Below are 26,004 nucleotides of genomic sequence, written 5' to 3' on the forward strand. Positions count from 1 at the left end.
ACCACGTTTTTTTAGTTAATAGTTTATAGTTAAATGTTAACTTATTATTTTTAAAAAAGATGTATTAATTATAAGTTACTTCTATATTATATTGTCCTTCATCAAAATAAGGGATAAAATTATCTTCAATTTTTTTATTATTAAGATAAATACTCTTTTTGTCACCTTTTTTAATCCTAATATTATAAATAGCCTTATTAAACCTATATTGTATTTCATATTGCTCCCAAGGTAAAGAGCTGCAAGGATTTATAGTGAATCCTTTCCCATCTTTAAGAGAAAATCCTAAAATTCCCTCAATAGCTACTTTATACATCCATGAAGAAGTTCCTGTGTACCAACTCCAACCACCTCTACCTACATGAGGCTCAACAGAATAAACATCTGCCGTCATTACATAAGGCTCTGTTTTATAAATTTCTGTGGATAAATAATCACTACTATGATTTATAGGATTAATCATGTTAAAGAGTTTTATCGCAATATCGCATTTACCCATTTTAGCAAAAGCCAGTATTGCCCAAGTAGCAGCATGAGTATATTGACCTCCATTCTCCCTAACTCCTGGTATATATCCTTTAATATATCCTGGTTCAAGTTTTGATTTCTTAAAAGGAGGAGTTAATAATAATATCATTCCCTTATCTTCTCTTACTAAATATTTATAAAGATTATTCATAGCTTCTTCTGCTCTTTCCTTATCTCCAGCCCCAGAAATAACAGACCAGGATTGACTTAGTGAATCTATTCTACACTCTTCATTATAAGATGATCCCAATGGAGTACCATCATCAAAGTAAGCTCTTCTATACCACTGTCCATCCCATCCATTTTCCTCTAGAGATTTTTTTATAAACTGCTGTATTTCATCATATTTTTTATAAGATTTATCATCATCTTTAAAGCTACAAATATCTTTAAAGCTGTTTAAGATACTATATAAAAACCATGCAAGCCAAACACTTTCTCCTTTTCCTTTATTGCCTACGGTGCTCATTCCATCATTCCAGTCACCACTACCCATTAATGGTATATTATGTTCTCCAAATTTTAATGATTTTTCTATAGCCCTTAAGCAATGTTTATATAAACTTTCTTTTAACTCCGATCTAGGTGAAATTCTATATCTTTCATCTTCACCTTCTCTAAGTTCTTCATCTTTTAAATAGTATATTTCTTCATCTAAAATACTATAATCTCCTGTTTTATCGATATAATCACTAACTACATAAGGAAGCCATAATAAATCATCACTAAACCTAGTTCTAATTCCACTATCTATAATTGGATGCCACCAATGTTGTACATCTCCTTCTTCAAATTGTCTTGAAGCAGCATAGAGAATTTGATTTTTAGTAATTTTATGATCTAAATAGCATGTTGCCATAACATCTTGAAGCTGATCTCTAAAGCCAAATGCTCCTCCACATTGATAAAATGCAGTTCTAGCCCATAGCCTACAACATATAGTTTGATACATGAGCCATCCATTTATCATTATATCAAAGCTTTTATCTGGAGTATTAACCTGAAGTGTATTTAAACGTATATTCCAATAATCTTTTACTTCTTTTAAGGAAGCATTTATATTTTCTATACTTCTATACTTTTCTATGGTTTTCTCTAAAACTTCTCTACTCTCTTCAGCTCCAAAAATAATGACAACTTCTTTTTCTTCATTTTCTTTAAGTTTAATAGTGGTCATTGATGCCAAACAAGGATCTAATCCTCCTCCATGGGTACCTCTTAGCTCCTTATATTTCATAGCTCTAGGATTTGAAATGTTACCTTCTTCTCCTAAAAACTCAACTTTATCTCCACTAAAAGATATCTGTTCTTCTCCGTTAATAGTTAAATAACATATAGTATCTTTAAATGGTGTATTATAAGAATTCTTACTGGATATATATGACTTCTCATTATCTATTTCAGTAAAGATTTTTTTGTAAGTATTTTCTCTAACAACACCCATAGTTAATTCTGCATAATAGGCTACACGTAATTCTCGTTCATAATTTTCATTGTTCTTAAGTTTTAATTTTATGAGCTTTGCATTTTCATCTATAGGTACAAACATTGTAGTTTCAGAAGTTATTCCAAAATTATAATGGACAAATTTAGAGTAACCAAAACCATGTTCAATTATATAAGTTTTATTATCTCTTATAGGCTTTGGTGTTGGGCTCCAAACTTCCTGCCCATCACTAATATATATACATTCACTGCAATAATCTACAATATAATCATTGTTCCATATGGTTAACTTATTTTCCCTACTATTTTTAAACCAAGTATAAGATGTTCCACTCTCAGACACTAAGAATCCAAAATTAGGATTACTTATTACATTTATCCAAGGTGCAGGGGTATTTTGATTATCTTTAAGTATAATAGTATAATTTTTCCCATTATCTCCAAAGCCACCATATTGGTTAAAATACTCTAGTTGTGGAATTTTAATATCTATATCTTCCTTATAGTTATATCTTTTCTTCTCTTTTTTTGTATCATCCTCTAAAAAGACTATTTTATTTTCCTTTTCCATATAATTTATTTGTGAAGCTAAAGTTCCCTTATCGCCCTGAACAACTACAGAAGATATCGCTTTAAACAAGTTTATATCTTCTTCAGGTATAGTTGATGAAAGTAAAAATACTCCACCTTTTTTATTCTCTAGATACTTCAAGTTAGTTGAAGATATTAAATCTCTTATACTTTTTTGAAGAGGAAGTTTATAACTTATAGGTTCTAAATTTAATATTACTAAATCAAAAAATATATGTTTTCTTCTTAGATAACTATGAGCATCGATAATTTGCCTTACAATATCTATGTGTTTTTCTTGTTCTACCACTACTAAAACCATAGGTATATCGCCAGATATTCCATATCCCCATAAATCTCTTTGCCCTTTATTGAGCTTTATAATATATTTTTCTCTTTCTCTATAGCTAGAATTTAAAAATAATATTTTTGATGCTAATTGCTGATATAAATTTCCTTGAGTAGATTTTATATTTAAGTTTTTCATTTCTTTTTGACAATATTCAAAACTTAAACTATATAACTTATTTATTGTTTCTACTTCACTATATTTTTTTGAAATTTCTATCAATTCTTCTCTATCATAGTTAAAAGAAGTTAAAAAATGAATTTTGCAACTACTTTTAGGTTTTACTTTAACTCTCTTTCTTAAGCTTATAATAGGGTCAAGTACAGCACCTACGGTGTTAGTCAGCATTATATTATTTTTTATAGCTTGAGGAGCATTCTTATCGTTACCTCTTCCTATAAATTTTGCTCTTGAAGTTTCATACTCTAAAGCACCTATTACCTCTCCTTCTACTACTGCATATTGCATCATATAAGGAGTTTTCTCATTTTTATGTCTAGGATTTCTATTAGCTATTATTAAGTCATCTTCTCCTATAAATTCTGTTTTTATAAATAAGTTTCCAAAGGCAGGATGAACTAAATCGCCATCATATTCCTGAAGTACAACCTCACAATAACTGGTGATCTCTAATATTTTCTCTTCTTCACTATTGTTTTTTAATTCTAAAGTTCTGAGCTCTAAATTCTCATCTTTAGATAACACTATAGAAGTTTTAGTCAACAACTCACTATCGTTTCTTATATACTCAATTTTATCTAAATAAAAATTAGCAGTATATTTCTCTCTATGCTCCCTACAAGGTTCATAGGTTGAAGAAAAATATTCTCCATTATTAATATCTTTTACATAAAAGAACATACCAGTATTATTATTTGCATTTTTTTCTCTATATCTATAAAGTAGTAATTTATCTATCTTTGAATATCCACTACCACTATTTGTTAGCATTACACTATAATTATTATTAGATAAAAGACCAATTATAGGATACTTGCTAACTGGAGATTCAATTTTTCTAGGTATAATCTTTTGTATATCATGCATACTTTTTTGAATTGCATATTTCTTTTCTCTATCATAAATTACTCTTTTAGAAATCTTTTCTTGCAATAATAACTCTGTAGCTCGAACCATTGCCATTGAATGAAAATATTTTTGGAGTATATTATTGTTTAATATATTATCTATAGCCATTATGCTCATACCTAAATGATGTATCATATAACATTTTACAACTTGCTTATTCACATCTTTTGAAACTCTATCTGGAGTATAATCTATAGCTTCATAAAAACCATATAATCCTTCCGACCCTTCTTGAATAAGTTTGCCTATATTTCTAAATCCCTTTTCTTGATTTCCCATAAGTGACATTATAGTTGAGTAAGGTGACACAACTAATTCATTTTCAAGACCTCTTTGTAATCCTAATGTTGGCACTCCAAAGGCCTTATATTGATAATTTGAATCCATGTCAAAGTTGTAATAAGCACTTTCTGAAATACCAAATGGAACTTTTTTATTTTTTCCATATTCTATTTGTGAATTTAAAGAAAACTCATAACTTTCATCTAATAGAGTGTTAGGATAATTTTTCATTATAAGCCTAGGCATATAATATTCAAACATAGTACCACTCCAAGATACTAACCCTTTTCCTACACCATCAGTGGTCATAGCTCTTCCAAGTTTAAACCAATGACTTGTTGGTACTTCATTTTTAGCAATAGCTATAAAACTTGCCTGTCTTGCCTCTGAAGCTAAAAGATCATAATAACTTTTTCCTCTACTATTACTTTCTAAATCATAGCCAATGGAAAATAATTCTCTATCCTTATCAAAAAGTATAGAAAAATCCATTGCATAAGCCATATTTAATACTTTTTCTTTTACTTCATCTATAGAGTTTATTAATGTGTTTATTTTATTTATACTGTTTTTTAGAAAAGACTTTCCTTCACTTGATTTTACTTTTCCCATTAACACATTAATCTTACTTTCATACTCTTTTAATGTATTATAGGTAGCAATATTATCTATTTCATTTAAAATATCATCATCATAACACTCCAAATGAGTAATCCAAGGAAATATATTATCTATTTCTTTGATATAGCCTTGTAAGTCTTCTATAAGTTTGTTAGTCCAATAAGTTGACTTCAAATCTTGAATTTCTAATATTTCTTTTACCCTTAATAATAAATTACAGCAATTGTGCCTAAAAGAAATTAAATCATTAGTATTGTTATCAAATTCATCTTGAAGCATCAAATATATATATTGTTTAGATGGAAAACTTTCAATTTCTTCCGCTGCTAAGCTAATTGTATCTTGAATTCCTTTAGTGATAGACGTAATAAAAGGCTTTTCTTCATAGATATTTAAAGCTTCATAAGTAGTAAACAAATAACTTGCTAAATTTCCGCTATCTACTGTGGAAATATATCTTGGATATAATGGTTCTTTAGTTTCACTATTATACCAATTTAAAAAATGTCCTCTATGTTTTTCTAATTCTTCCATGCTATTTATAGAGTTTTCTATTCTTTTTACAGCTTTTAAAATGCTAATATAGCCTAAATCTACAGCAGTTATATTTGAAATAATACTCATTCCCATATTAGTAGGAGAAGTTCTTAATGCTGCACCTTTATATGGTTCTTCTTGATAATTATCCACCCCTAAGTAATTACACTCTTCAGTTATAAAATCTTCAAAATATGCCCAAGTTTTTCTAGCTATCCTTCTTATTGTAGCCTCTTCATTTTCTCCCATGGTATATATCTCTTTTTCATTTTCAATACTAATTAACCATGCTATCATAGGGCTTAAAAACCATAAGATACAACTTGGTAATAAAGACAATCCTACATTTATGTTGTTATAAAAAGCTGCAGTCAGTATAATTAAAGAAATTATACTACCATACCACATAGAGTATATGTATGCTTTTAGACTTTTCCCTGAAGTTCTCTCTACATCTGCTGCTGTTTGCCACTGTAATAGATTTTTCTTAGATATAGTCATTCTATAAATAGTTCTAATTATAGCATCTAGCATTAAATATCCTTGATAAGGTAAAAATACATATATAAAAAATACTTGTTTAAATACCATTTTTCCATCTTGTATTCTTCCACTTAAGCTAATGCCTTTTAGTGGTGATACAACATATTCAGTAACATCAAATAGTATAGGCGTGATGAGAGATATAAATGCAACCATATACCATTTATCAGTTCCATCAGGTAATAATTTTATTAAAGTAAAAAATAGTAGTATTATCATAGAAGGCGAAATTAAACTTCTTCTAAGATTGTCAAAGATTTTCCATTTAGATAATCTATTTATTGGACTTTTCTTAAATAGCCAAGGGATAAGCTGCCAATCTCCCCTAACCCATCTATGAAGTCTTTTGGAACTTGAATTATAATAAGCTGGATAATCGTCTATTAACTCCACATCTGTTATAAGCCCAGCCCTAACATAGGAACCTTCCAATAAATCGTGGCTCAATACTCTATTTTCAGGTATTTCATTTTTTAACATATATTCAAATACGTCTAAATCATAAATACCTTTACCAGTAAAAATACCTTCTCCAAAAAGATCTTGATATACATCAGATACTGCCATAGTATAAATATCTATCCCTGTTTCTCCAGAAAATATATTAGAAAAATAGGTTTTATTCGAACTTAAAAGACTTATACTAATTCTAGGTTGCATTAGCCCATAACCTCTTAATACAGCCTTCTTTTCTTTGGCTACATATGCTACATTAAGAGGATGTGCCATTGCACCTATAAGTTTTTTAGCTGCTTCTCTAGGAAGTACTGTATCAGCATCTAAAGTTATTACATATTTTATCTTTCCTAACTCTTCGATACTACTACTAAAAATATTATAAGTTGTATTTTTTTCTCCTCTTAATAGAGCATTAAACTCCATTACTTTTCCCCTTTTTCTTTCATAACCTATATAAAGATTCTCTCTGTCATTATATACTCTATGTCTACATAAAAAGAAAAACTTATCATCCTTATCTTTACAGTATTTTTCATTTAATTCTCTTATATAACTAATGGTATCTTCACCAATTTTTTTATCATCTTCTAATACTTCTCTATCACTATCTCTGAAATCTCCTAATAATACAAAAAACAGATTTTCATCTCTATTAGCTAGATAATAAACTTCTAAATTATCTACTAATTCTTTAGCTCTTTTGCTGTCATTTATAATAGTAGGTACTACTACTGCAGTCTTACAGTCATCTGGTATATTGTTGAATTCAATTCTAGGCATTATGGTTGGAATACATAAGTGAGTAATACTCCAATTCAATATAGAAATTACAACATCACTAAGAGGTATAGCTGTTATCAATACCGCTAATATGTACTTCCATAACCTAAAATTGTAATCATTTATATAGCTCCAATATACAAAGGTTGCAGATAAAATAATAGTTAATAGAATAATAGTTGTTACATAAAATGTAACTGCCTTCCCTTTTATATAGTTTTTTAATCTTTCAAAGCCTTTATAATTAATATTTAGTTTTTTATTTAATTTTTTTCTTCCATCATCAAATAAATAATACCCAATATGATCTTCATAGGGTTTCTCTGTGCTTTCATTTGAACATTCTAAAGCCTTTTTTGCAACATAAGATTCTGGAATATTACTCTGCTTTGATATTTTTTCTACTACATGCCTATAATAATCTTTAGATTGAAAATCCATATTATTGTAAACTTTCAATTTATCTTCTTTTAATATTTGCTCAACTATAGATATTTCTTCAAAAAGCCTTTTATAATTTAAACTATCCACATCTCTTAAAGATGTAATACTATTACCTAATATGGTTTCAAATTTACTTTCTCTTTTATAAGAAGTAGCTATTACAGTGTCCATATTAATTTCTTTAAGCTCTAATTTATCTTCTATCACTTTATTAATTTCATTATTTTCTATTCCATTATCTCTTAAAAGTTTTAATAAATGATCTGCAAAAGTAGTAGTTATTTTTTGTTTTTTTAGTGTTTCATGAAAATTATTTTTTAAACTTCCATCTAATTGACTGTTAATTATATCTTGTGCTAAAATTTCTGCTCTCTTTTTTTCTCTCACTGTAAAAGAAATTTCTTCACAAGTTTTTCCTATGTTTTGAATTAAAGCAGCTCTAATCATAATTGGTAATGCCCATAGTTCACCCATGGTCAATATAGTTTCTTTTTGATAACTGTTAATAAACTCTTTAATTATATTTTCATTTAAGTTTCCTTCGCTATTACTTACAACTTCTACCGCAATTTGATAAACTCTAGGATATCCCTTAAATATACCTCTTTTAGCTACAGGTAAATGTTTATAATATTTATATGGCATATTAAGTTTTATATCATGATATTCTTTCTCTAGAATATACATATTATCTAATATCCATTCTCCACCTTGTATAATATCGCAATTTTTTTTGTACTCCTCATTTATTTCATCATGACAAGCAATAATCTTTTTATAGCACTTTTGAATATTATAAATTAGAGATTTTTTACAGCTCTTATTAGTTATATCACTGTATTTTTGTGAAAGTTCCATAGCTAAGCTATTTAAATCCTCTTTATTATTTTCACCTATCTTAATATAATCTAATAAATCATCATCACTACATTTTCTTAATGTAACAACTCTCAATACTACTAAGAAAACTATCGATAATATAACTATGTACTCCATAAAAATCCTCACTTTCAATATATATTGTCACCTGTATATTATTTCCTAGGTAATCATAATTTATTACTGTATATTAAGTTTTCTGGAATAAAGTTTGTTACAAATTAGTTTTAAAAATGTATAAAATTAAATTTGGAAGTAGTCCATCTATAGTGTACAATGTAATTAATGTTGAATTAGGGGATTGAATTATAATATAGTTCTTTATTGTAGGGAGGATTTAATTTGAAAAACTTAATTATTATAATACTGATTGCTGCAGGAATTTTACAGCTCTTACTGGCTTTATTCATGCCTTGGAAAAAAATCCTTGCAATGTATGAAGAAAACGGAAAAGTTATATCAAATAAAAAAAGATTTATATTTTGCCAAAGATTTTTATATTTACTCATTGGTGGATATATGATTTTAGTTGCTTTTCTTATAAATAAAAACATAATAAAATCAACAGGTGAAATATTAATTATGGGGGTATCCCTAATGATATTAACCTTTTTACCAACACTTAATAAGTATAAATACTTTAAATAAAAGTTATATTTAAAAATAATACTGAATTTAAATGCTAATAATAGGACTATATCAAAAGGTATAGTCCTATTATTTATGTTCTAATATTTTAATGATGATTTTTCAATTCATTTATACAATTCGCAATTATAGTTGAAATATTTAAAGTCCCATCTATATTAAGCTATATATTAATTTAAAGATAACTTATATATGTATATATTTTTTCTTTACTTCGTTAAAATTGATGCGCTATAATTAATTAAAAATAAAAAGTTTAGGAGTGGGATTATTTGTAACTTAGTTAAACTCTCAAGAAAAGATTTAAAAAAGGCCTCAAAGATTTTTGCAAAGGAATTTTTAGATGATCCCTTATATGAGCACATACTTCCTCATACCTCTAATAGGCTAGATGTATTGAACATATTCTTTGAGAATTATATTGAATTACTTTACGATTATAGCAGTTTATATAGCACCTCTGAAGATATGGAAGCCATTGCTCTTATATTTCATTCAGAAAAATTTACTTCATCATTTCAATATATCTCTAAAGTTTTTATAGCTACATTAAAATCTTTTAAAATATGTAGATATGTAAATGTAAAAACATTTATAAAAGGATTTTTTACTCTCCAAAAAATGAGTTCTGCTTGGATAACAGATATAGTAAAAAATGAATATATTCATTTAGATCTAATTGTTGTTCAAAAAAATTTTAGAGGTGAAAAATATATGAGCAAGATTATGAATGAAATTTTAAAAGAAGCTGATGAAAGAAAAGTCCATTGTACTTTAGAAACTCAAAATATAAAAAATGTAAATCTATATACACATTTTGGCTTTAAACTTGTAAAGAATATCAACTTAGCCAATAGTGATATAATTCAATATTGCATGGTATATAAAAAGTCGTGATAAATCACGACTTTGCAAATAATATTTATATGAATTTTCTTAATTCACACTTCATTTCTTCACTAATAAAGGCCGCATTAATGCTATTATAATAAAGTTCTTTATAATTTTCATAGGTTAAACTAAATTCTTTAAATATAGCATTATATTCATTAGTTAATGTTGTATCTGACACAGTTCTATTATCAGTATTCATTGTCACTTTTATTCCATCAGTGTAAAAATTAAAAATAGGATGATCTCCGTAAGAATTTACTGCCTTAGTTTGAATATTACTGGTTGGACACATTTCAAGTGTTATTGCTTTATTCTTTACAATATCATAAGCTTCAGAGCAATCTTTTATAAAAACTCCATGACCTATTCTTTCAGCTTTAAGCATTTGTGCAGCATCTAAAACATTTTTTCCTATTCCTGTTTCACCAGCATGAATAGTAACTCTATATCCATATTCTCTAGCTAATGCAATAGGCTCTATGTATCTTTTAGAAAATTCTGCTTCTTCATTACCACATAAATCTATAGCTACTACACCTTTTTCTAGAAACTTTCTTCCCGCTTCCACCACATCATAAACAGTATCTACAGGAACATTTCTTAAACAAGATAGTATTAAATTACCTTTGATATCATAATCATTTTCTCCATCTTTAATTCCTTCCAATACACTTGATATTATTTCTTCAATAGTTAATCCTTTTTTAGTATGAAGTAGTGGTGCAAATCTAATTTCAATATATTTTGTATTTTCCTTTGCTGCATCTTCCATAAGTTCATAAGCAATTCTTCTTAAGCTTTCCTTAGACTGCATAATATCTATAGGTAATGCAAATCTTTCTAAGTATTCAGAAAGAGAGGTACATTCTAAAGGCGCAATCATCATATTTCTAATAATATTAATATCTGAACTAGGAATATTTATATTCTCTTTCTGTGCTATATCAACAATTGTTTCAGGTCTAACACTACCATCTAAGTGGCAATGCAGTTCGATTTTAGGTAACTTTATCAATTCCATATTACTCCTCTTTTCTATAATAAATGTTAAAGAATAAAAAATCCTGATTACGAAGAAGATACCCATAAGGTATCTTCTTCGTAATCAGGAATTTTGGATTCCTGGTAGAGACCCCCAAACCATATTATTGGGGTTATACGAAGATATTATAAATATTTTATATTATTAAAGTATAATATAAAATATTTATATAAAATTTATATTATTATATCATAATAAAAGTTATAGTCAAGACCTTGTAATTATTACCTAAACAAATTAAAAGTTCCATATAACATAAGCTTAGCTAATAGTATCTTGTAGTTCAATTTAGACTTTATATTAATTTCATATTTTTTAATTCATCAGCTAACTTGTACACATTTTGGTGGCATAACCAAGGCCTCTCCTGAAACAACTACTATTCCATCTTGATTAGTGCAGATGGTTTTTAATTTTACTCTATTTTTTTCAGGAATCATCTCTATTACTTCTACTTCTGCTTTTATTGTGTCATCAATCTTAACTGGAGCTGTAAATTTTAAATTTTGCCCTAAGTATATTGTCCCTGTTCCAGGCAATTGCATTCCTAATACTGCTGAAATTAATCCTGATACTAAGATACCATGAGCAATTCTACCTTTAAACATAGTTTGTTCTGATTGCACCTTATTTATGTGAGCTGGATTTAAATCTCCAGTTATACCTGCAAAAAGATATACATCCGTTTCACTTATGGTTTTTTCTATATAAGATTTATCTCCTATTTGTAATTCGTTTATTGACTTTCCCATAATAACACTCCTTAATTTCTAAATATTTACACAATTCCAAAGCTAGCTAAAATTATACATACTACTGTGGCTAGGACTGGAATAACTACTGTGCACATTCCAATATCAATATAGGATTCCTTGTGTGTAAGACCTGTGATTCCTAGTAATGTTATTACAGCTCCATTATGTGGTAATGTATCAAACCCACCACAGGCAATAGCTGCTATTCTATGGAATGCCTCAGGACTAATTCCAAGGGCTATTGCTTTTTGCATATATATATCACCTAATGCACCTAGTGCTATACTCATTCCTCCTGATGCTGAACCTGTTATACCTGCTAATATACTTGTTGATGCAGCAAGTGAAATAAGTGGAGTACCAGGTATTGAGAGTATTGCTCCTTTAATTAAAGCAAAGGCTCCTAATGATTTTATTACATTACCATATCCAACTTCAGATGATGTGTTAATTATTGCTAGTAAGGATCCAATTGCTCCTTGGTTCACAGTTTTTATAATACTTTTAAAATTCTTTCTTAATAATATAATTGCCATTACTATTGATATAGCTAATGAAACTATTAAGCTCCACACACCTTTTACCTTATCTATAGAAGTTCCAAAATCTTTAAGATATTCTGCATTCATATTACCAAAATACTTTCCTAATATATAATTAAGCACTAGTACTACAATTATTGGCATAATGGCTATACCAACATTAGGTAGGCTACTTATATCAAACATCTCTATTTCTTCCTTATGATTACCATAACCTTCACCAATTTCCATGGCTTTTCTCGCCCTTCTGTTAAGCCAGCACATACCTACGCCAAACATTACGATTGATGCCACAATACCTAGTATTGGTGCTGCCCATGCAGTTGTACCAAAATAAGTCATAGGAATTGCATTTTGTATTTGAGGACTTCCTGGCAATGCTGTCATTGTGAAAGTAAATGCTCCTAGAGCTATTGTTCCTGGTATAAGCCTTTTTGGTATATTAGCTTCTCTAAATAATTCAGCTGCTATTGGATATACTGCAAAAGCAACAACAAATAAAGAAACTCCTCCATACGTTAATATTGCACAAGATAGTACTACTGCTAGTATAGCTTTATCTTTTCCAAGCTTGTTGGCTATAAAATTTGCAATAGATTTTGCAGCTCCAGAATCGTCCATTACTTTACCAAATATAGCCCCTAATAAGAATAATGGAAAATAAGTCTTAGCATATCCTGCAAAGTCTTTCATAAATACTTCTGTATAACTTGCAAGCATCGGAAGATCACCTGAAAATGCTACTGCAAGCATTGCTAGTAATGGAGCTAAAATTAAAACTGTAATTCCTTTATAAGCTAAATACATCAATAGTAATAAGGAAATTATAATACCTAAAACACCTAACATAGTATGACTCCTTCCTAATTTTCATTTTTACCCTACATTAATCCCCATAACTTCTTCTCTAAATATTCTTTTATCCATAATTTTGAGATTCTCTGATATTATTGGTTTAAATTGCATTTCATTTAATATATCTTTATTTAAATCAATACCTGGAGCTATTTCTATTAAAGTTAATCCTTTTTTACTTAATTCAAATACCGCTCTTTCTGTTATATATAAAACCTGTTGTTCTATTTCTTTTGCATATTCTCCACTAAAAGTTATTTGTTCTACTTCATCAATAAATTTTATAGTTCTTCCTTCTTGTTCGATTAGTAGATTATCATCGGTAACGGACACTTTTAGACCACCAGCTGTAAATGTACCACAATATATAACTTTCTTTGCATTTTGGGTTATGTTTATAAATCCTCCACATCCAGCTATTTTAGGACCAAATTTACTTACATTAACATTTCCGTTTTTATCACATTGAGCTAATCCTAAAAATGCTATATCAAGTCCTCCTCCGTCATAAAAATCAAATTGATATGGTTGATCCAATATACATTCAGGGTTTAATGATGCTCCAAAACTTAATCCACTGGCAGGCACTCCCCCTATCGGTCCTGCTTCTACTGTTAAAGTCATCATATCTGCTATTCCTTCTTCATTGGCGACGGATGCAACTCCCTCTGGAACACCTATTCCTAAATTCACTATGGAGTTAGGTATGAGCTCCATAGCTGCTCTTCTTGATATTATTTTTCTCTCATCTAAATTCATATTTTTGTTAGTATCTAAAATAGTTTTTATCATTCCACAATATGCTGGATTAAATTGTTCCGAAAATGTTTGCATATGATTTTCTGATTGTGCTATAACTACAGCATCCACATATATTCCAGGAATTTTTACTAACTTAGGATCTAAACTTCCATACTTAACAACTGATTCTACTTGAGCTATCACTATTCCACCAGAGTTTTTTGCAGCTTGCGCTATTGAAATAGACTCTAAAGTAGTGGCTTCCTTTTCAAAAGATAAATTTCCTTTTTCATCTGCATAAGTTGCTCTTATTATGCTGACATCTATAGGAAAAGCCTTATATAGCAATCTTTCTTTGCCTTCGATATTGATTACTTTTATAATATCTTCCTTAGTTATGTTATTTAACTTCCCACCTTCAACTCTAGGATCAACAAAGGTTTGCAATCCTACATGAGTAATAGTTCCAACTTTTTTAGCAGCAATATCTCTAAAAAGATGAGATATTACTCCCTGTGGAAGATTATAAGCCTGTACTTTATTATCTAATGCTAATTTTTGAAGTTTAGGCGCAAGTCCCCAGTGTCCCCCTATTACTTTTGATACTAATCCCTCGTGTCCTAAATGATTTAGTCCCTTTTCTTTTGAATCACCTTGTCCAGCGGCATATACAATAGTAAGGTCTTTAGGAAATCCTTGGTTCAAATAGCTTTTTTCAATTTGTGAGGTTATCTCTTCTGGATGTCCAGTTCCAATAAAGCCCCCTATAGCAACAGTACTACCATTTCTAATCATTTTTACAGCTTCTGACACAGCTTTTACTTTATTCACTAATAAATTCCTCCCTCTATAAAAATAACTATTATTTTCATTGACTATAATTAAAGCAATACCCATGCCAATATATAAACTCCTTTAAAAATTCTTCTATAACCATTGAATTCAGTAGATTCTTAAAGTGTAACCTTAAAAATCTCTAAGTTATATTCTGAATATTCTTTTAATTATGTAAGGAATTCCGTATATTTTTAAAATTACAAATAAAAAAATGTACTAAAATTCGTACACTTTAAGATTTAACCTTAAAATGTGTACGAATTTTAGCACATTTTTCTTATAATAGATACAATTTTCAAATAATTTTATGTTTCTTAATTTTTTCATATAGGGTGGTTCTACTTATCCCTAAAAGCTTCGTTGCTTTTAATTTATTGCCATCACAAGCTTCTATTGCAGCTATTATTGCATTTCTTTCCGCATCATTTATAATGTCTTCGAGTTTTTTTATTTTTGTGCTTATTTTAGCTCCTGTTATTTCTGCAGGTAAATGCTTAGGTAAAAGGATATTTTCTTCTTCAATTACATTAATAGCTCTCTCTATTGTGTTTTCTAATTGCCTAATATTACCTTCCCATTTATAATTGTTAAAATACTCTAACACTTGTTTTGAAATTTTGCATGGTTGTTTATTTAACTTTTTACAAATTTTATTACATAAAAAATTGGTCAATAATGCAATATCATCTTTTCTATCTCTTAAAGGAGGAATTTTTATAGTAACAACATTTAATCTATAATATAGATCTGCCCTAAATTTTCCTTCTTTGACCATATCGTTAAGATTTTGATTTGTGGCAGCAATAATTCTTATATCTACATTTTTTGGGGAAATAGATCCTACTCTTTCCACTTCTTTTTCCTGTATTACCCTTAAAAGCTTTACCTGCATATGTAATGGCATATCACCAATTTCATCTAAAAAGATAGTACCACCATCTGCTAATTCAAACTTTCCCATCTTTCCTTCTTTCTTTGCACCAGTAAATGCTCCTTTTTCATAGCCAAATAACTCAGACTCTAATAAATCAGATGGAATTGCTGCACAATTTACCTTAACAAAAGATCCATATTTTCTACTGCTATTTTTATGTATAGAATGTGCAAACAATTCTTTTCCTGTTCCACTTTCTCCAATTAATAAAACATTTGAAACGGTAGCTGCTGCTTTTTTAGCTAATCTTTTAGTTTCAAGTAGCTCATCACTATTGCCAATAATATCTGAAAAAGAATAACTTGCACTATTTAATTGTTGAATTTCTCCTTTGTAATCCTCAAGTTCCTTTTGAATTTTACTAAACTTTTTATAAAAAAAATTAAGCTCAGTTATATTCCTAAAAAGAACTTTTCCTATAGCACCTTTTATCTCTCCATTAATAACTATAGGTTTTCTATCAGCTATCATATATTTACCTTTAATACTTTGTAACTGGGCATCTTCTTCTTTTCCTGTTTTTACAATAACATGCATTCTAGTATTTTCAATTACATCCTCAACATGTTTGCCAATAGCTTTTTCATGATCAATTCCTAAAAAATCTGTATAGGCTTTACTTATTTCAGTTACATATCCTTTGTCATCTACTACTACTATTCCATCATATGCCATATCTAAAGCAGTTCTTAATATTTCTGTAGAATCCTTTTCTATATTTAACTGTGCTTGTGCTTTTTTCAATTCAGTTATATCTTTAAATACACAAATTGTTCCTATAAGCTGATTATTTTTCACAAGTTCAGCTGAATTAAATAGAATAATTTTTTCTTCCAAATTTATAGTGCTATTGCTTTCACTTTTATATCTATTAAACATTTTAACTTGTTGGTACTTTGGCAAAATATCACTTATGGCTTTACCTACTACTACTTCTTCCTCAATTTGAAAAACATCTTTTACAGTGTTATTCAAGAACTTAACTTCTTCATTAATATCATAAATAATTATCCCAATATTTATATGTTCTAATACTGAGCTTAAAGTTTCTAAAACATAATCATCATACATAATAATATAAAACTCCTCTCCTTATATTTTTCAATAGTTTGTTTTTATTAGAGAACAACTAAAAAGTTATACCTTTCAGCTAAATCTTTAAAGAAATTAATTTCAACCTTAATTGTAAATTTTACATTGTTAATTATGAATTGAAATATTTAAAGGTATAGGTATATTGCTTTATATATAAAAAACTAATACGATATTTAGTTTATACATTAAATATCGTATTAGCTCTTATCAAATTATAGATTATAAAATTCTATAAAAGATTTCATTACATAAGTATGGTCTTCTACTCCAGCTAGTTCTCTTATTGAATGCATCGCTAAAGTAGGATTTCCTATATCTACTGAACGAATGTTAATATGTGTTGAGTTTATAGGTCCTATAGTGCTACCACCTCTTAAGTCTGAACGATTAACAAACTTTTGTATAGGTACTCCCGCACTTTTACAAACCTCCTCATAAACTGCATCGGAATCACTATCAGTAGTATACGCTTGATTTGCATTTATTTTTATAACTGGTCCTTTATTCATAAGCGGTCTGCTTGTTGGGTCATGTTTCTCTGGTGCAGCAGGATGAACGGCATGAGCATTGTCTGCTGAAATTATGAAAGATTTAGCTAATGCTCTAAAGAATTCTTCTCTACCTTTCCCTTGAGATATTACTATTCTTTCTAATATGTTAGATAGCATGTCAGAATCCGCACCTTGCTTAGTTGAACTTCCCACTTCTTCATTATCATAACAAACCATAACATTAGTTCCCTTAGTAATATCAGCTCTTATTAGAGCTTCAATTCCTGCATGAACCATTTGAAGGTCATCTAATCTTCCACTAGATATAAATTCATTATTTAGTCCCATTATGCTTCCTTTTTCATATTCATAAAGATATAAGTCAAAGTCAATAATCTCTTCCTTAGATACTTTTAATTCCTCTGCTAATGCATTTAATAAATAATTACCATTCTCTAAGCTTTCATTTACTAATGATAAAACTGGTAATGTATCCTTTTGTGCATTTATATCAAAACCCTTATTTACCTCTCTATTCATATGTATAGCTATATTAGGTATAATTAATAATGGTTTATTTATATTAATAAGTGTTGTTTTTGGATAAAGTATACTTTCACTTTTTAAAACCACTCTTCCTGCTATAGCTAAAGGTCTATCAAACCAAGTACTTAATATAGGACCACCATAAACTTCTGTATTTAGTCTTACATAAGAGTTTTCTACCGTCATTTCAGCATTTGGTTTTACTCTAAATCCTGGTGAATCTGTATGAGCACCTACTAGTTTAAATCCCTGTTCTTCTATTTCTCCATTACCTACAACAAAAGCAACTAATGCTGAATTATTTTTAGTTGTATAGTATTTTCCACCTTTTTCTAAATTCCATTTATCTTCTTCTTTAACTTCTGTAAATCCAGCTTTATTTAATCTTTCCTTAACTGATTTAACCGCATGAAAAGCAGTTGGACTTTCATATAAAAAATCAATAAGTTCTCTTGCAAACTCTAATTGTTGTGACATTTTATACACCTCCAAAATATCTATTACCTTTAGTATAACAAATTTCTCCATAATATTTCTATGAATTTTTGAAATAATAAGATATAGCACAAATTATCGAAAGCACTCTTTGAATTATAATCTATATAGAAAACCCTTTAAATAAATTTTAAATTCAATTTTGTCTTTTATAGTTGATTGCTATTGTTAAAACATATTTATTATATTATGGTATAATTTAGTGATAATAAATATGCTTCATTGAGGTGATTAGATGATTTCTAAATTAATTGTAAGAAAGTTTATAAAAAATTATGAAGATGTAAAAAACAAAAATGTAAGAGAAAAGTATGGATATCTAGGTGGAATTATAGGAATACTCATAAACCTATTATTGTTTGGAGTAAAAGTTACAATAGGTATTTTTAGTAATAGTATTGCTGTAATAGCTGATGCCTTTAACAATTTATCAGATGTAGGTTCATCAGTAATAACTATTTTTGGCTTTAAGCTTGCTAGTAAACCTGCTGATAGAGAGCATCCTTTTGGACATGGACGTATTGAATATATTTCTGGACTTATTGTAGCATTTATTGTAATGATTGTAGGATTTCAATTTGTTTTAAGCTCAATAGAAAGAATTAAAAACCCAACACCAGTAAATTTTTCTCTAATACCCTTTTTATTAATTTTAGTATCTATTTTATTTAAAATATGGCTTAGTAGCTTTTATAGATATGTTGGAAAAACTATAGACTCTTCTGCACTCAAAGCTTCATCTGTAGATGCTTTAAGTGATGTTATATCTTCAAGTACTGTAGCATTATCTTTGTTACTATCTAAATTTTTTTCATTTCCACTAGATGGATACATGGGGATTGTAGTATCATTGATAATCCTTTATGCAGGTTATAATTTAGTAAAAGATACTCTAAATCCATTATTAGGTATGGCACCAGATAAAGAATTAGTAGAAAGTATTCAAAAATCAGTATTAAGCTATGACAATATATGCGGTGTACATGATTTAATGATTCATAATTACGGGCCTGGAAGAATAATAGCTTCAATACATGCTGAAGTACCTTGTAATATTTCTATAGTAAAGATTCATGAAATTATAGATAAAGCAGAAAAAGAAGTTTCTAAAGAACTTGATATTTATTTAGTTATTCACATGGATCCTATTAATACAAATAGTGAAGATGTTTTAAATGATAGAAATATACTAAATGAAGTTTTAGAAGAATTTCCTATAATAAAATCTATACATGACTTTAGAGTTGTAGGAGAAGGTGAGATTAAAAACTTAATTTTTGATGCAGTTATAGATGTAAGCCATCATCTATCAAAAGATGAAGAGCATAAGCTGATTAAAGATATAGATAATTCAATTAAAAAAATTCACTCCAAATATAATGTTATTATAACTATAGATAAAGATTATCTTGGAGTGGAATAAGAAAAGACTGTAGTACTTCATTAGAATTTATATTAATTACAAACCCCATGTACAAAATTTGTACATGGGGCTATTTTATAAATTAAATATATATCTTTTTATAATCTTATTAACTATATTAATTTCTCGAATTTCAATTTTATATTACATCATAATAAATTTTAAAAATAATATTTTTATCTTTAAGAAAGAATATATATTATTATATAAAATTTAATATCTTATATAAGTTGCAACAAAGTTAAAATTTAATACAAACATAAATGTAATTGCTATAGGTATCCAATATGAAAATTTAAAATATACTATGGAAAATAGATTTTCTATAAAAATAGCTTACTTCTTAAAAATTAAAGATTAATAATTAAGAGTGAAGAATTTACGAAGAAATTCACCCTTAGTAAATTTCTAAAATAAAAATTATTCTAAAAAACTTCAAATACTTTGACGATAAATTTTTAACCATAATTCTTCATTTTTCATTTATATTGAAAACTTGATTTATATTTTCCAAAATTATCATGTAAAATTCATTGATTTTGCTAATATTGCACATAAATGTTAACCATTTCTTTGATTTATAGTATAATATAGGTTGCATACATTTAAAGTATTACATGTTAACTTTTTGCAAATAAATGAATATCATATACTGATATGAAATTATGGAGTGTGATCTTATATGTTAAAAAAGCAAAGGCACTATTTTTTAGGTGGGAATACATCTAAAGGATTTTATTCACTTTACAGATATATTCTTTCTCAAGATGAAGCTAGAAGAATTATATGTATAAAGGGTGGTCCTGGTACTGGAAAATCTTCATTAATGAAAAAAGTTGGCAATTTATTTTTAGAAAAAGGATATACTGTAGAATATCATCATTGTTCCTCTGACAGCAATTCTCTAGATGGAGTTGTAGTTAAAGGACTTAATGTTGCACTGTTAGATGCAACATCACCTCATGTGGTTGATCCTATAAATCCTGGTGCAGTAGATGAAATATTAAACATGGGTGAATGTTGGAGAGAAGATGATTTTAAAGATTCTAAAGATCTAATTATTGATAGTAATAAAAAAATAGGTAAAACATTCAAAAGAGCTTACAGATTTTTAGCTGCTGCAAAAGATATTTATGAAGATTGGTATACTTTCAATAATGATGCTTTGAACATGAACAAAATAAATGTATTTAAAGAGGAATTAAAAAATACCATATTTAAAAAAGATATTTCTAAATTAGGCTATGACAGACATTTATTCGCTACTGCCTTTACTCCAGCTGGAGTCATAAGCTTTATAACAAATTTAATTGAAGACTATGAAAATATATATATTTTAAAAGGTCCTCCTGGTACAGGAAAGACTGATGTTCTTCAGTACTTATATGAAGAAGGTGTTAGAAGAGGATATTATGTAGAAGTACTTCATACTCCACTAATGCCAGATAAGATTGAACATGTTTTAATCCCTGAATTAAATACAGCTATTATTACTTCAAATGAAATTAATAAACTTACTTTTGATGGAAGAATATTTGACATGACTAGTTTCCTTAATTCATCCTCTATAGAAAAAAATAAGGATGAAATCGAACAGGTAAAAAACACCTTTTATATACTATTAAATAAAGCCTTATCTTGTATAGAAAATGCTAAGACATTACATGATGAACTTGAAAAACTATATATACCAAATATGGATTTTGAAAAAGTTAATGCTGTAACAAATGAAGTTATAAATAAATTATTAAAATATGAAGAAGAATATTTAAAAGAAAACAATACTAAATAAATTTATATATTTAGATGTAAAATTAATTAAATATTCCTAGTTTTAAAATAACTGCACCTCCTAATTCAATGGTTGTGCGGTTATTTTAAAAAACTTAAGACTTATTTTGTTTCAATGTCTAAAATATAAATTATATTTTCCTCTATCTAATTTATATTTATCATCGCTTTATAAAAAATTTAATTTCCTCTTTTTTAACTGCTCCTAATATATATACTAAAAATCCATAGATTCCAATACCAAAAATTACTGAAATTAATACAGATAATCCATTAGCTATATAATCACTACTTGCTATTTTGTTAAATATACTTAATAAGTTGCTTTGGAAAATGTAACAACTGATTCCCATAATTAAAGCTGAAATTACCACTTTTAAGCTAAAATTATATATTCTTAACTTTATATTTAGCTTCTTATTTATATAATATTGATTTAAAATTGCTGGAATTAAAAAGCTAATACCCATTCCTACTATTGCACCTTTGATATTTATGGAAGGCACTCCTACTAAAAAATAGTTTACCACTATTCTAAATACACTTCCTATAAATATGTGTAAAAACAATCTATATGTCTTAGACATACTTTGAAGTATAGTAACTTGAATTTGCATTATAGACCATAATAATATAATAATGGCACCAAATCTCATAAGAATGTGACCTTCCGGCACAGTAGGATACAGCATTTTATATATAGGAGAACTTAAAACTGTAAGTCCTACAAATGCTGGTATTGAAATTAATACACAAAGTTTAAATCCATAGGATATTTTATTTTGTAAATTTATATTATCCTTCAAAGCTAAAGAAGAAGTTATAGATGGAAGTAATGCTGTAGATAATGCAGATATTATAGTCATAGGTACATTAATTAAAGTGTTAAAATTCCCTAATATACCAGAAAGCTTATCTGCTTGAGAATGATCAAATCCAATATACAATAATCTACCCTTTATCTGTGCTAAATCCACTAAACTAATAAATTGCTGTAATCCTAAAATTAAAGTTACAGGAATAGCATACTTTAATATTTCTTTTACTATATGTGGTAAAAAGCTATAGCTATATTTCTCTTTTTCTGATTTTATAAAAAGAATTCTTAAATAAATTAATGCTATTAACGCACCTGTAAAAGAGCCTATGGTAGCTCCTGCACATCCTTTTGCTATACCACCTTCAATCCATTTTGAGGCAAAATATAGGCTCACTGGTACATTTATAAGTTGCTCAACTATTTCTGAAATAGCCGTAGGAATCATATTTCTTTTCCCTTGAAAATATCCCCTATAAGCTGCCAGTATACCTGATATCAATACCGTAGGTGAAAGCATTTTTATTGTTAAATATGCATCAGGATAATTCAATAAGTTTGCTAAAGGTTTTGAAAAGAAAAACATAATTAATCCTATTCCAATGCCGAATATATAAATAACTATTTTTGCATTTTCAAAACACTGTCTAGAGGATTTTTTATTGTCTATAGAAGTATAATGAGATACTGATTTAGATATTGCTACAGACACACCTAAATTAATAGTGTATATAAATGCAAAAAAAATATAAGCAATATTATAAACCCCATAGCCTTCTGTAGTAATAATTATATTTAATATAGGTAAATACAATAGCGAAACCAACTTCACAATTAATGAAGATATAGATAGTACTAAAAAACCTTTACCTGCAGATTGTGCCTTCATAATTAATCCTCTCTTTATCTTAAATATTTTAAATTCATAATAATCATTCTATATTAAATAGTATTATTTAACAACTCTCTTAAATAAAAGGTTCTAAAAACATATTTTAAATAATTCTCTATTATTAGTATTTGCAGCCATGATTACCTCTAGAAGTGGTGATTTTTGCAATTCTTTTAGTGCTTAATCTACTGAAAGGAGCAGAAAGTGCCTTTTGAATTAAGGTTATATTGATTATAAAATCCACTGGTCATTATCATCTATATTATCTCAGTTTATGAGACAGGCTAGTTACAAAACTACTACTATCAATGCAATTCAAAGTGAAGCACTGAAAAATACCAATAAACTCTTATCTCCTCTCGATTTCCTTAACTAATCTAGTATTCTAAACCTCAATAAAACTTTTGATATTTTTCTGTCCATCATTCCTCACAAAAAGAGCTTGACAACTTCAAGAATATGGTATATTATATCTATAGACCGTCGGTCAGTCTATAGATATGGAGGTATTACATATGAGAATTATAAAAGAACCACAGGAACGGCGAAATGAAATTTTGGATGCCGCTGAAATGCTTTTTACCACGAAAGGCTACACCAAAACAACTATTATTGACATATTGAATGAAATTGGTATTGCAAAGGGAACCTTTTATTATTATTTCAAATCCAAAGAAGAAGTGATGGATGCCATTATTATGCGGATTGTAAGTACGGACGTAGCCACAGCAAAAAAAATTGCATCTGATTCAAGTATACCTACTATTGATAAATTGTTCCAAATCTTAATTGCACAAAGACCGAAAAATGGAGATAGCAAGGAACAAATGATTGAACAATTCCATCAGAAGGGCAATGCAGAAATGCACCAAAAAAGCTTGGTTCAGACTATTCGCCATTTAACGCCTATCTTGGCAGAAGTCATCCGCCAAGGAATTCAGGAGAATATATTTGCCACAGATTATCCAGAAGAAACCATAGAATTTTTAATTGCATCCTCTGCTTTTCTATTTGATGAGGATTTGTTTGCTTGGAATCCTGATGAAATGTTGCAAAAAGTGAAAGCCTTTGTATCCATCATGGAAACCACATTAGGGGCCAAAAAAGGCAGTTTTGATAATATCTTACAACTACTTGCATCCCAAACATAAAAAAGAGGCTGCTCTTTTTTATAATTTTATAGACTGACGGTCAGTCTAAGCATGAAAGGTGTGTGTTCATTATGAAAAATAACTATTCTTTTCAGACATCCTCTAAAAACTTTAATCTTATGGTGCTAGGGCAAATCGTATCTATCCTTGGTTCTGCTTTGCTACGATTTGGACTATCCCTCTATGTACTTGATATTACTGGTCGGGCAGATATCTATGCCACATTATATGCTATATCGAATATTCCCCTACTACTTTCCCCCATTGGCGGAGCTATTGCTGATAGATTCAATCGCTGTAATCTGATGGTCATTTTTGATTTTACAAGCAGCGCCCTTGTTTTATGTTTCTTCTACCTTTTGATATCAGGAAATGTAACTATTCTTGTCATTGGTATGATTATGCTGCTTCTAGCTCTCATTAGTTCGATGTACCAGCCCGCTGTACAGGCAAGTATCCCTTTGCTGGTACAGGAAAACAAGCTGGAGCAGGCAAATGGTATTGTAAGTGGTGTGAGTGCTTTGTCCAACGTTGCCGCTCCTGTATTAGGCGGTGTACTATATGGTATGTTAGGCTTAAAAATGTTGATTGTGATAAGTTGTATTGCCTTTTTCCTATCCGCGGTGATGGAAATTTTTATAAAGATTCCTTTTGTAAAAAGAGAGCCAGAGAGACATATTATTCCCACAATCGCAAAGGATCTGAAAGCGGGATTTGTTTATGTTGTAAAACAGCCTTATATTCTCAAAGCCATGGTTCTTGCAGCTCTGCTAAACCTGATTTTAACTCCTTTTCTTGTTGTAGGTGGTCCAATCATTTTGCGTGTCACTATGCAGAGCAATGAAACGCTATATGGAATTGGAATGGGAATTATTCAGTTCAGTACTATTTTAGGTGCACTATCCATTGGCGTTTTTGCCGAAAGAATGAAAATGAAAACATTGTATCAATGGCTGCTTATGATTGCTCTCTTAGCTCTGCCAATGGCAATCTCCCTTTCTCCTATGGTTCTTAAGCTTGGATATTATCCTGCGTTTATTCTCTTTTTTATCTGTGTAGTTCCTATTGCAATGGCAATGACAATTCTATCTATTTTTGTACTGACCCGTGTACAAAAACAAACTCCCAACAATCTATTGGGAAAGGTTATGGCAATTATTACTGCAGTTGCACAATGTGCGGCTCCGGTAGGACAGATACTATATGGTATTCTATTTGAAACATTTAGTCTAAAGGTCTACCTTCCCACATTATTTATGAGTGCAGCCATGCTACTTACGACTGTATTGGCAAAGGTCTTGTACCAAAGAGAGGATGACGCTGCTTAGATGATTATGCGAATTCTAAAAATAGATTTTAAAGAACAAATTTACCAATGTAACATTGTTGATCTACAGAAACCGATCAACACACCAAAAAAGAAAAACTTTCCTCTCCAAACAAAGACATAAGGATATTGATACACTACTTGCACTTATCAAGAAGTATATTGTTGTTAACTAATTTCATCAAGAAATGCTGCTGAAAC

General features: G+C 28.8%; 14 protein-coding genes and 1 riboswitch. Of the genes, 6 read left to right on the forward strand and 8 right to left on the reverse strand.

Annotated features, from left to right (window positions below; translation table 11 throughout):
* Positions 1–64: 64 nt before the first annotated feature.
* The gene (locus B3603_RS08015) at positions 65–8,644 is read right to left on the reverse strand and encodes a GH36-type glycosyl hydrolase domain-containing protein (protein WP_291563006.1); all 8,580 of its coding nucleotides are present in this window, start codon (positions 8,642–8,644) and stop codon (positions 65–67) included.
* Between the two features lie 225 nt (positions 8,645–8,869).
* Between B3603_RS08015 and B3603_RS08020 the strand changes: the two genes are divergently transcribed.
* Both B3603_RS08020 and B3603_RS08025 read left to right on the forward strand, forming a co-directional pair.
* Positions 8,870–9,175 (forward strand): hypothetical protein, encoded by a 306-nt coding sequence (locus B3603_RS08020; protein ID WP_291563009.1) that lies wholly within the window; start codon positions 8,870–8,872, stop codon positions 9,173–9,175.
* A gap of 396 nt (positions 9,176–9,571) precedes the next feature.
* A complete protein-coding gene (locus B3603_RS08025; protein WP_291563012.1) occupies positions 9,572–10,072 on the forward strand; it encodes a GNAT family N-acetyltransferase in 501 nt (166 codons plus the stop codon).
* A gap of 25 nt (positions 10,073–10,097) precedes the next feature.
* On the opposite strand, the gene add is transcribed toward B3603_RS08025, so the two are convergent.
* From add to B3603_RS08055, 6 genes are all read right to left on the reverse strand, one after another.
* Positions 10,098–11,090: an adenosine deaminase gene (add, locus tag B3603_RS08030; protein WP_291563016.1), complete on the reverse strand. Its 993-nt coding sequence runs from the start codon at positions 11,088–11,090 to the stop codon at positions 10,098–10,100.
* 61 nt (positions 11,091–11,151) lie between these two features.
* A riboswitch (purine riboswitch) is annotated at positions 11,152–11,251 on the reverse strand.
* Positions 11,252–11,434: 183 nt separating this feature from the next.
* Positions 11,435–11,863 (reverse strand): MaoC family dehydratase, encoded by a 429-nt coding sequence (locus B3603_RS08035; RefSeq protein WP_396152540.1) that lies wholly within the window; start codon positions 11,861–11,863, stop codon positions 11,435–11,437.
* A 26-nt stretch (positions 11,864–11,889) separates the two neighbouring features.
* Positions 11,890–13,257 (reverse strand): GntP family permease, encoded by a 1,368-nt coding sequence (locus B3603_RS08040; RefSeq protein WP_291563020.1) that lies wholly within the window; start codon positions 13,255–13,257, stop codon positions 11,890–11,892.
* Between the two features lie 27 nt (positions 13,258–13,284).
* Positions 13,285–14,835, reverse strand: coding sequence for an acyl CoA:acetate/3-ketoacid CoA transferase (locus B3603_RS08045; protein WP_291563022.1), 1,551 nt, complete (start codon positions 14,833–14,835; stop codon positions 13,285–13,287).
* A gap of 301 nt (positions 14,836–15,136) precedes the next feature.
* Positions 15,137–16,846 carry a sigma 54-interacting transcriptional regulator gene (locus tag B3603_RS08050; protein ID WP_291563025.1) on the reverse strand — a complete coding sequence of 570 codons (1,710 nt, stop codon included), beginning with the start codon at positions 16,844–16,846 and terminating at the stop codon, positions 15,137–15,139.
* 236 nt (positions 16,847–17,082) lie between these two features.
* Positions 17,083–18,384, reverse strand: a complete 1,302-nt coding sequence (locus B3603_RS08055; protein ID WP_291563027.1) for a M18 family aminopeptidase — start codon at positions 18,382–18,384, stop codon at positions 17,083–17,085.
* Between the two features lie 253 nt (positions 18,385–18,637).
* On the opposite strand from B3603_RS08055, the gene B3603_RS08060 reads away from it, so the two are divergent.
* Together B3603_RS08060 and B3603_RS08065 are read left to right on the forward strand one after the other, a co-directional pair.
* A complete protein-coding gene (locus tag B3603_RS08060; protein ID WP_291563030.1) occupies positions 18,638–19,825 on the forward strand; it encodes a cation diffusion facilitator family transporter in 1,188 nt (395 codons plus the stop codon).
* A 682-nt stretch (positions 19,826–20,507) separates the two neighbouring features.
* Positions 20,508–21,617, forward strand: coding sequence for a PRK06851 family protein (locus tag B3603_RS08065; protein WP_291563034.1), 1,110 nt, complete (start codon positions 20,508–20,510; stop codon positions 21,615–21,617).
* 160 nt (positions 21,618–21,777) lie between these two features.
* On the opposite strand, the gene B3603_RS08070 is transcribed toward B3603_RS08065, so the two are convergent.
* Entirely contained in the window at positions 21,778–23,322 is a 1,545-nt protein-coding gene (locus B3603_RS08070) for a putative polysaccharide biosynthesis protein (RefSeq protein WP_291563038.1), read from the reverse strand.
* Positions 23,323–23,840: 518 nt separating this feature from the next.
* On the opposite strand from B3603_RS08070, the gene B3603_RS08075 reads away from it, so the two are divergent.
* Positions 23,841–24,476 carry a TetR/AcrR family transcriptional regulator gene (locus B3603_RS08075; RefSeq protein WP_291563041.1) on the forward strand — a complete coding sequence of 212 codons (636 nt, stop codon included), beginning with the start codon at positions 23,841–23,843 and terminating at the stop codon, positions 24,474–24,476.
* A gap of 71 nt (positions 24,477–24,547) precedes the next feature.
* The gene (locus B3603_RS08080; RefSeq protein ID WP_291563044.1) at positions 24,548–25,804 is read left to right on the forward strand and encodes an MFS transporter; all 1,257 of its coding nucleotides are present in this window, start codon (positions 24,548–24,550) and stop codon (positions 25,802–25,804) included.
* The last annotated feature ends 200 nt before the right edge of the window (positions 25,805–26,004 follow it).

Source organism: Clostridium sp. UBA2485, from assembly GCF_002341865.1.
Lineage (GTDB): Bacteria > Bacillota > Clostridia > Clostridiales > Clostridiaceae > Clostridium_J.

What these genes read in the sequence shown, in the direction of transcription:
- B3603_RS08015 (WP_291563006.1), bottom strand. Translation starts at nt 8,644, where the DNA reads ATGGAGTACATAGTTATATTATCGATAGTTTTCTTAGTAGTATTGAGA.
- add (WP_291563016.1), bottom strand. Translation starts at nt 11,090, where the DNA reads ATGGAATTGATAAAGTTACCTAAAATCGAACTGCATTGCCACTTAGAT.
- B3603_RS08035 (WP_396152540.1), bottom strand. Translation starts at nt 11,863, where the DNA reads ATGGGAAAGTCAATAAACGAATTACAAATAGGAGATAAATCTTATATA.
- B3603_RS08040 (WP_291563020.1), bottom strand. Translation starts at nt 13,257, where the DNA reads ATGTTAGGTGTTTTAGGTATTATAATTTCCTTATTACTATTGATGTAT.
- B3603_RS08050 (WP_291563025.1), bottom strand. Translation starts at nt 16,846, where the DNA reads ATGTATGATGATTATGTTTTAGAAACTTTAAGCTCAGTATTAGAACAT.
- B3603_RS08055 (WP_291563027.1), bottom strand. Translation starts at nt 18,384, where the DNA reads ATGTCACAACAATTAGAGTTTGCAAGAGAACTTATTGATTTTTTATAT.
- B3603_RS08060 (WP_291563030.1), top strand. Translation starts at nt 18,638, where the DNA reads ATGATTTCTAAATTAATTGTAAGAAAGTTTATAAAAAATTATGAAGAT.
- B3603_RS08065 (WP_291563034.1), top strand. Translation starts at nt 20,508, where the DNA reads ATGTTAAAAAAGCAAAGGCACTATTTTTTAGGTGGGAATACATCTAAA.
- B3603_RS08070 (WP_291563038.1), bottom strand. Translation starts at nt 23,322, where the DNA reads ATGAAGGCACAATCTGCAGGTAAAGGTTTTTTAGTACTATCTATATCT.
- B3603_RS08075 (WP_291563041.1), top strand. Translation starts at nt 23,841, where the DNA reads ATGAGAATTATAAAAGAACCACAGGAACGGCGAAATGAAATTTTGGAT.
- B3603_RS08080 (WP_291563044.1), top strand. Translation starts at nt 24,548, where the DNA reads ATGAAAAATAACTATTCTTTTCAGACATCCTCTAAAAACTTTAATCTT.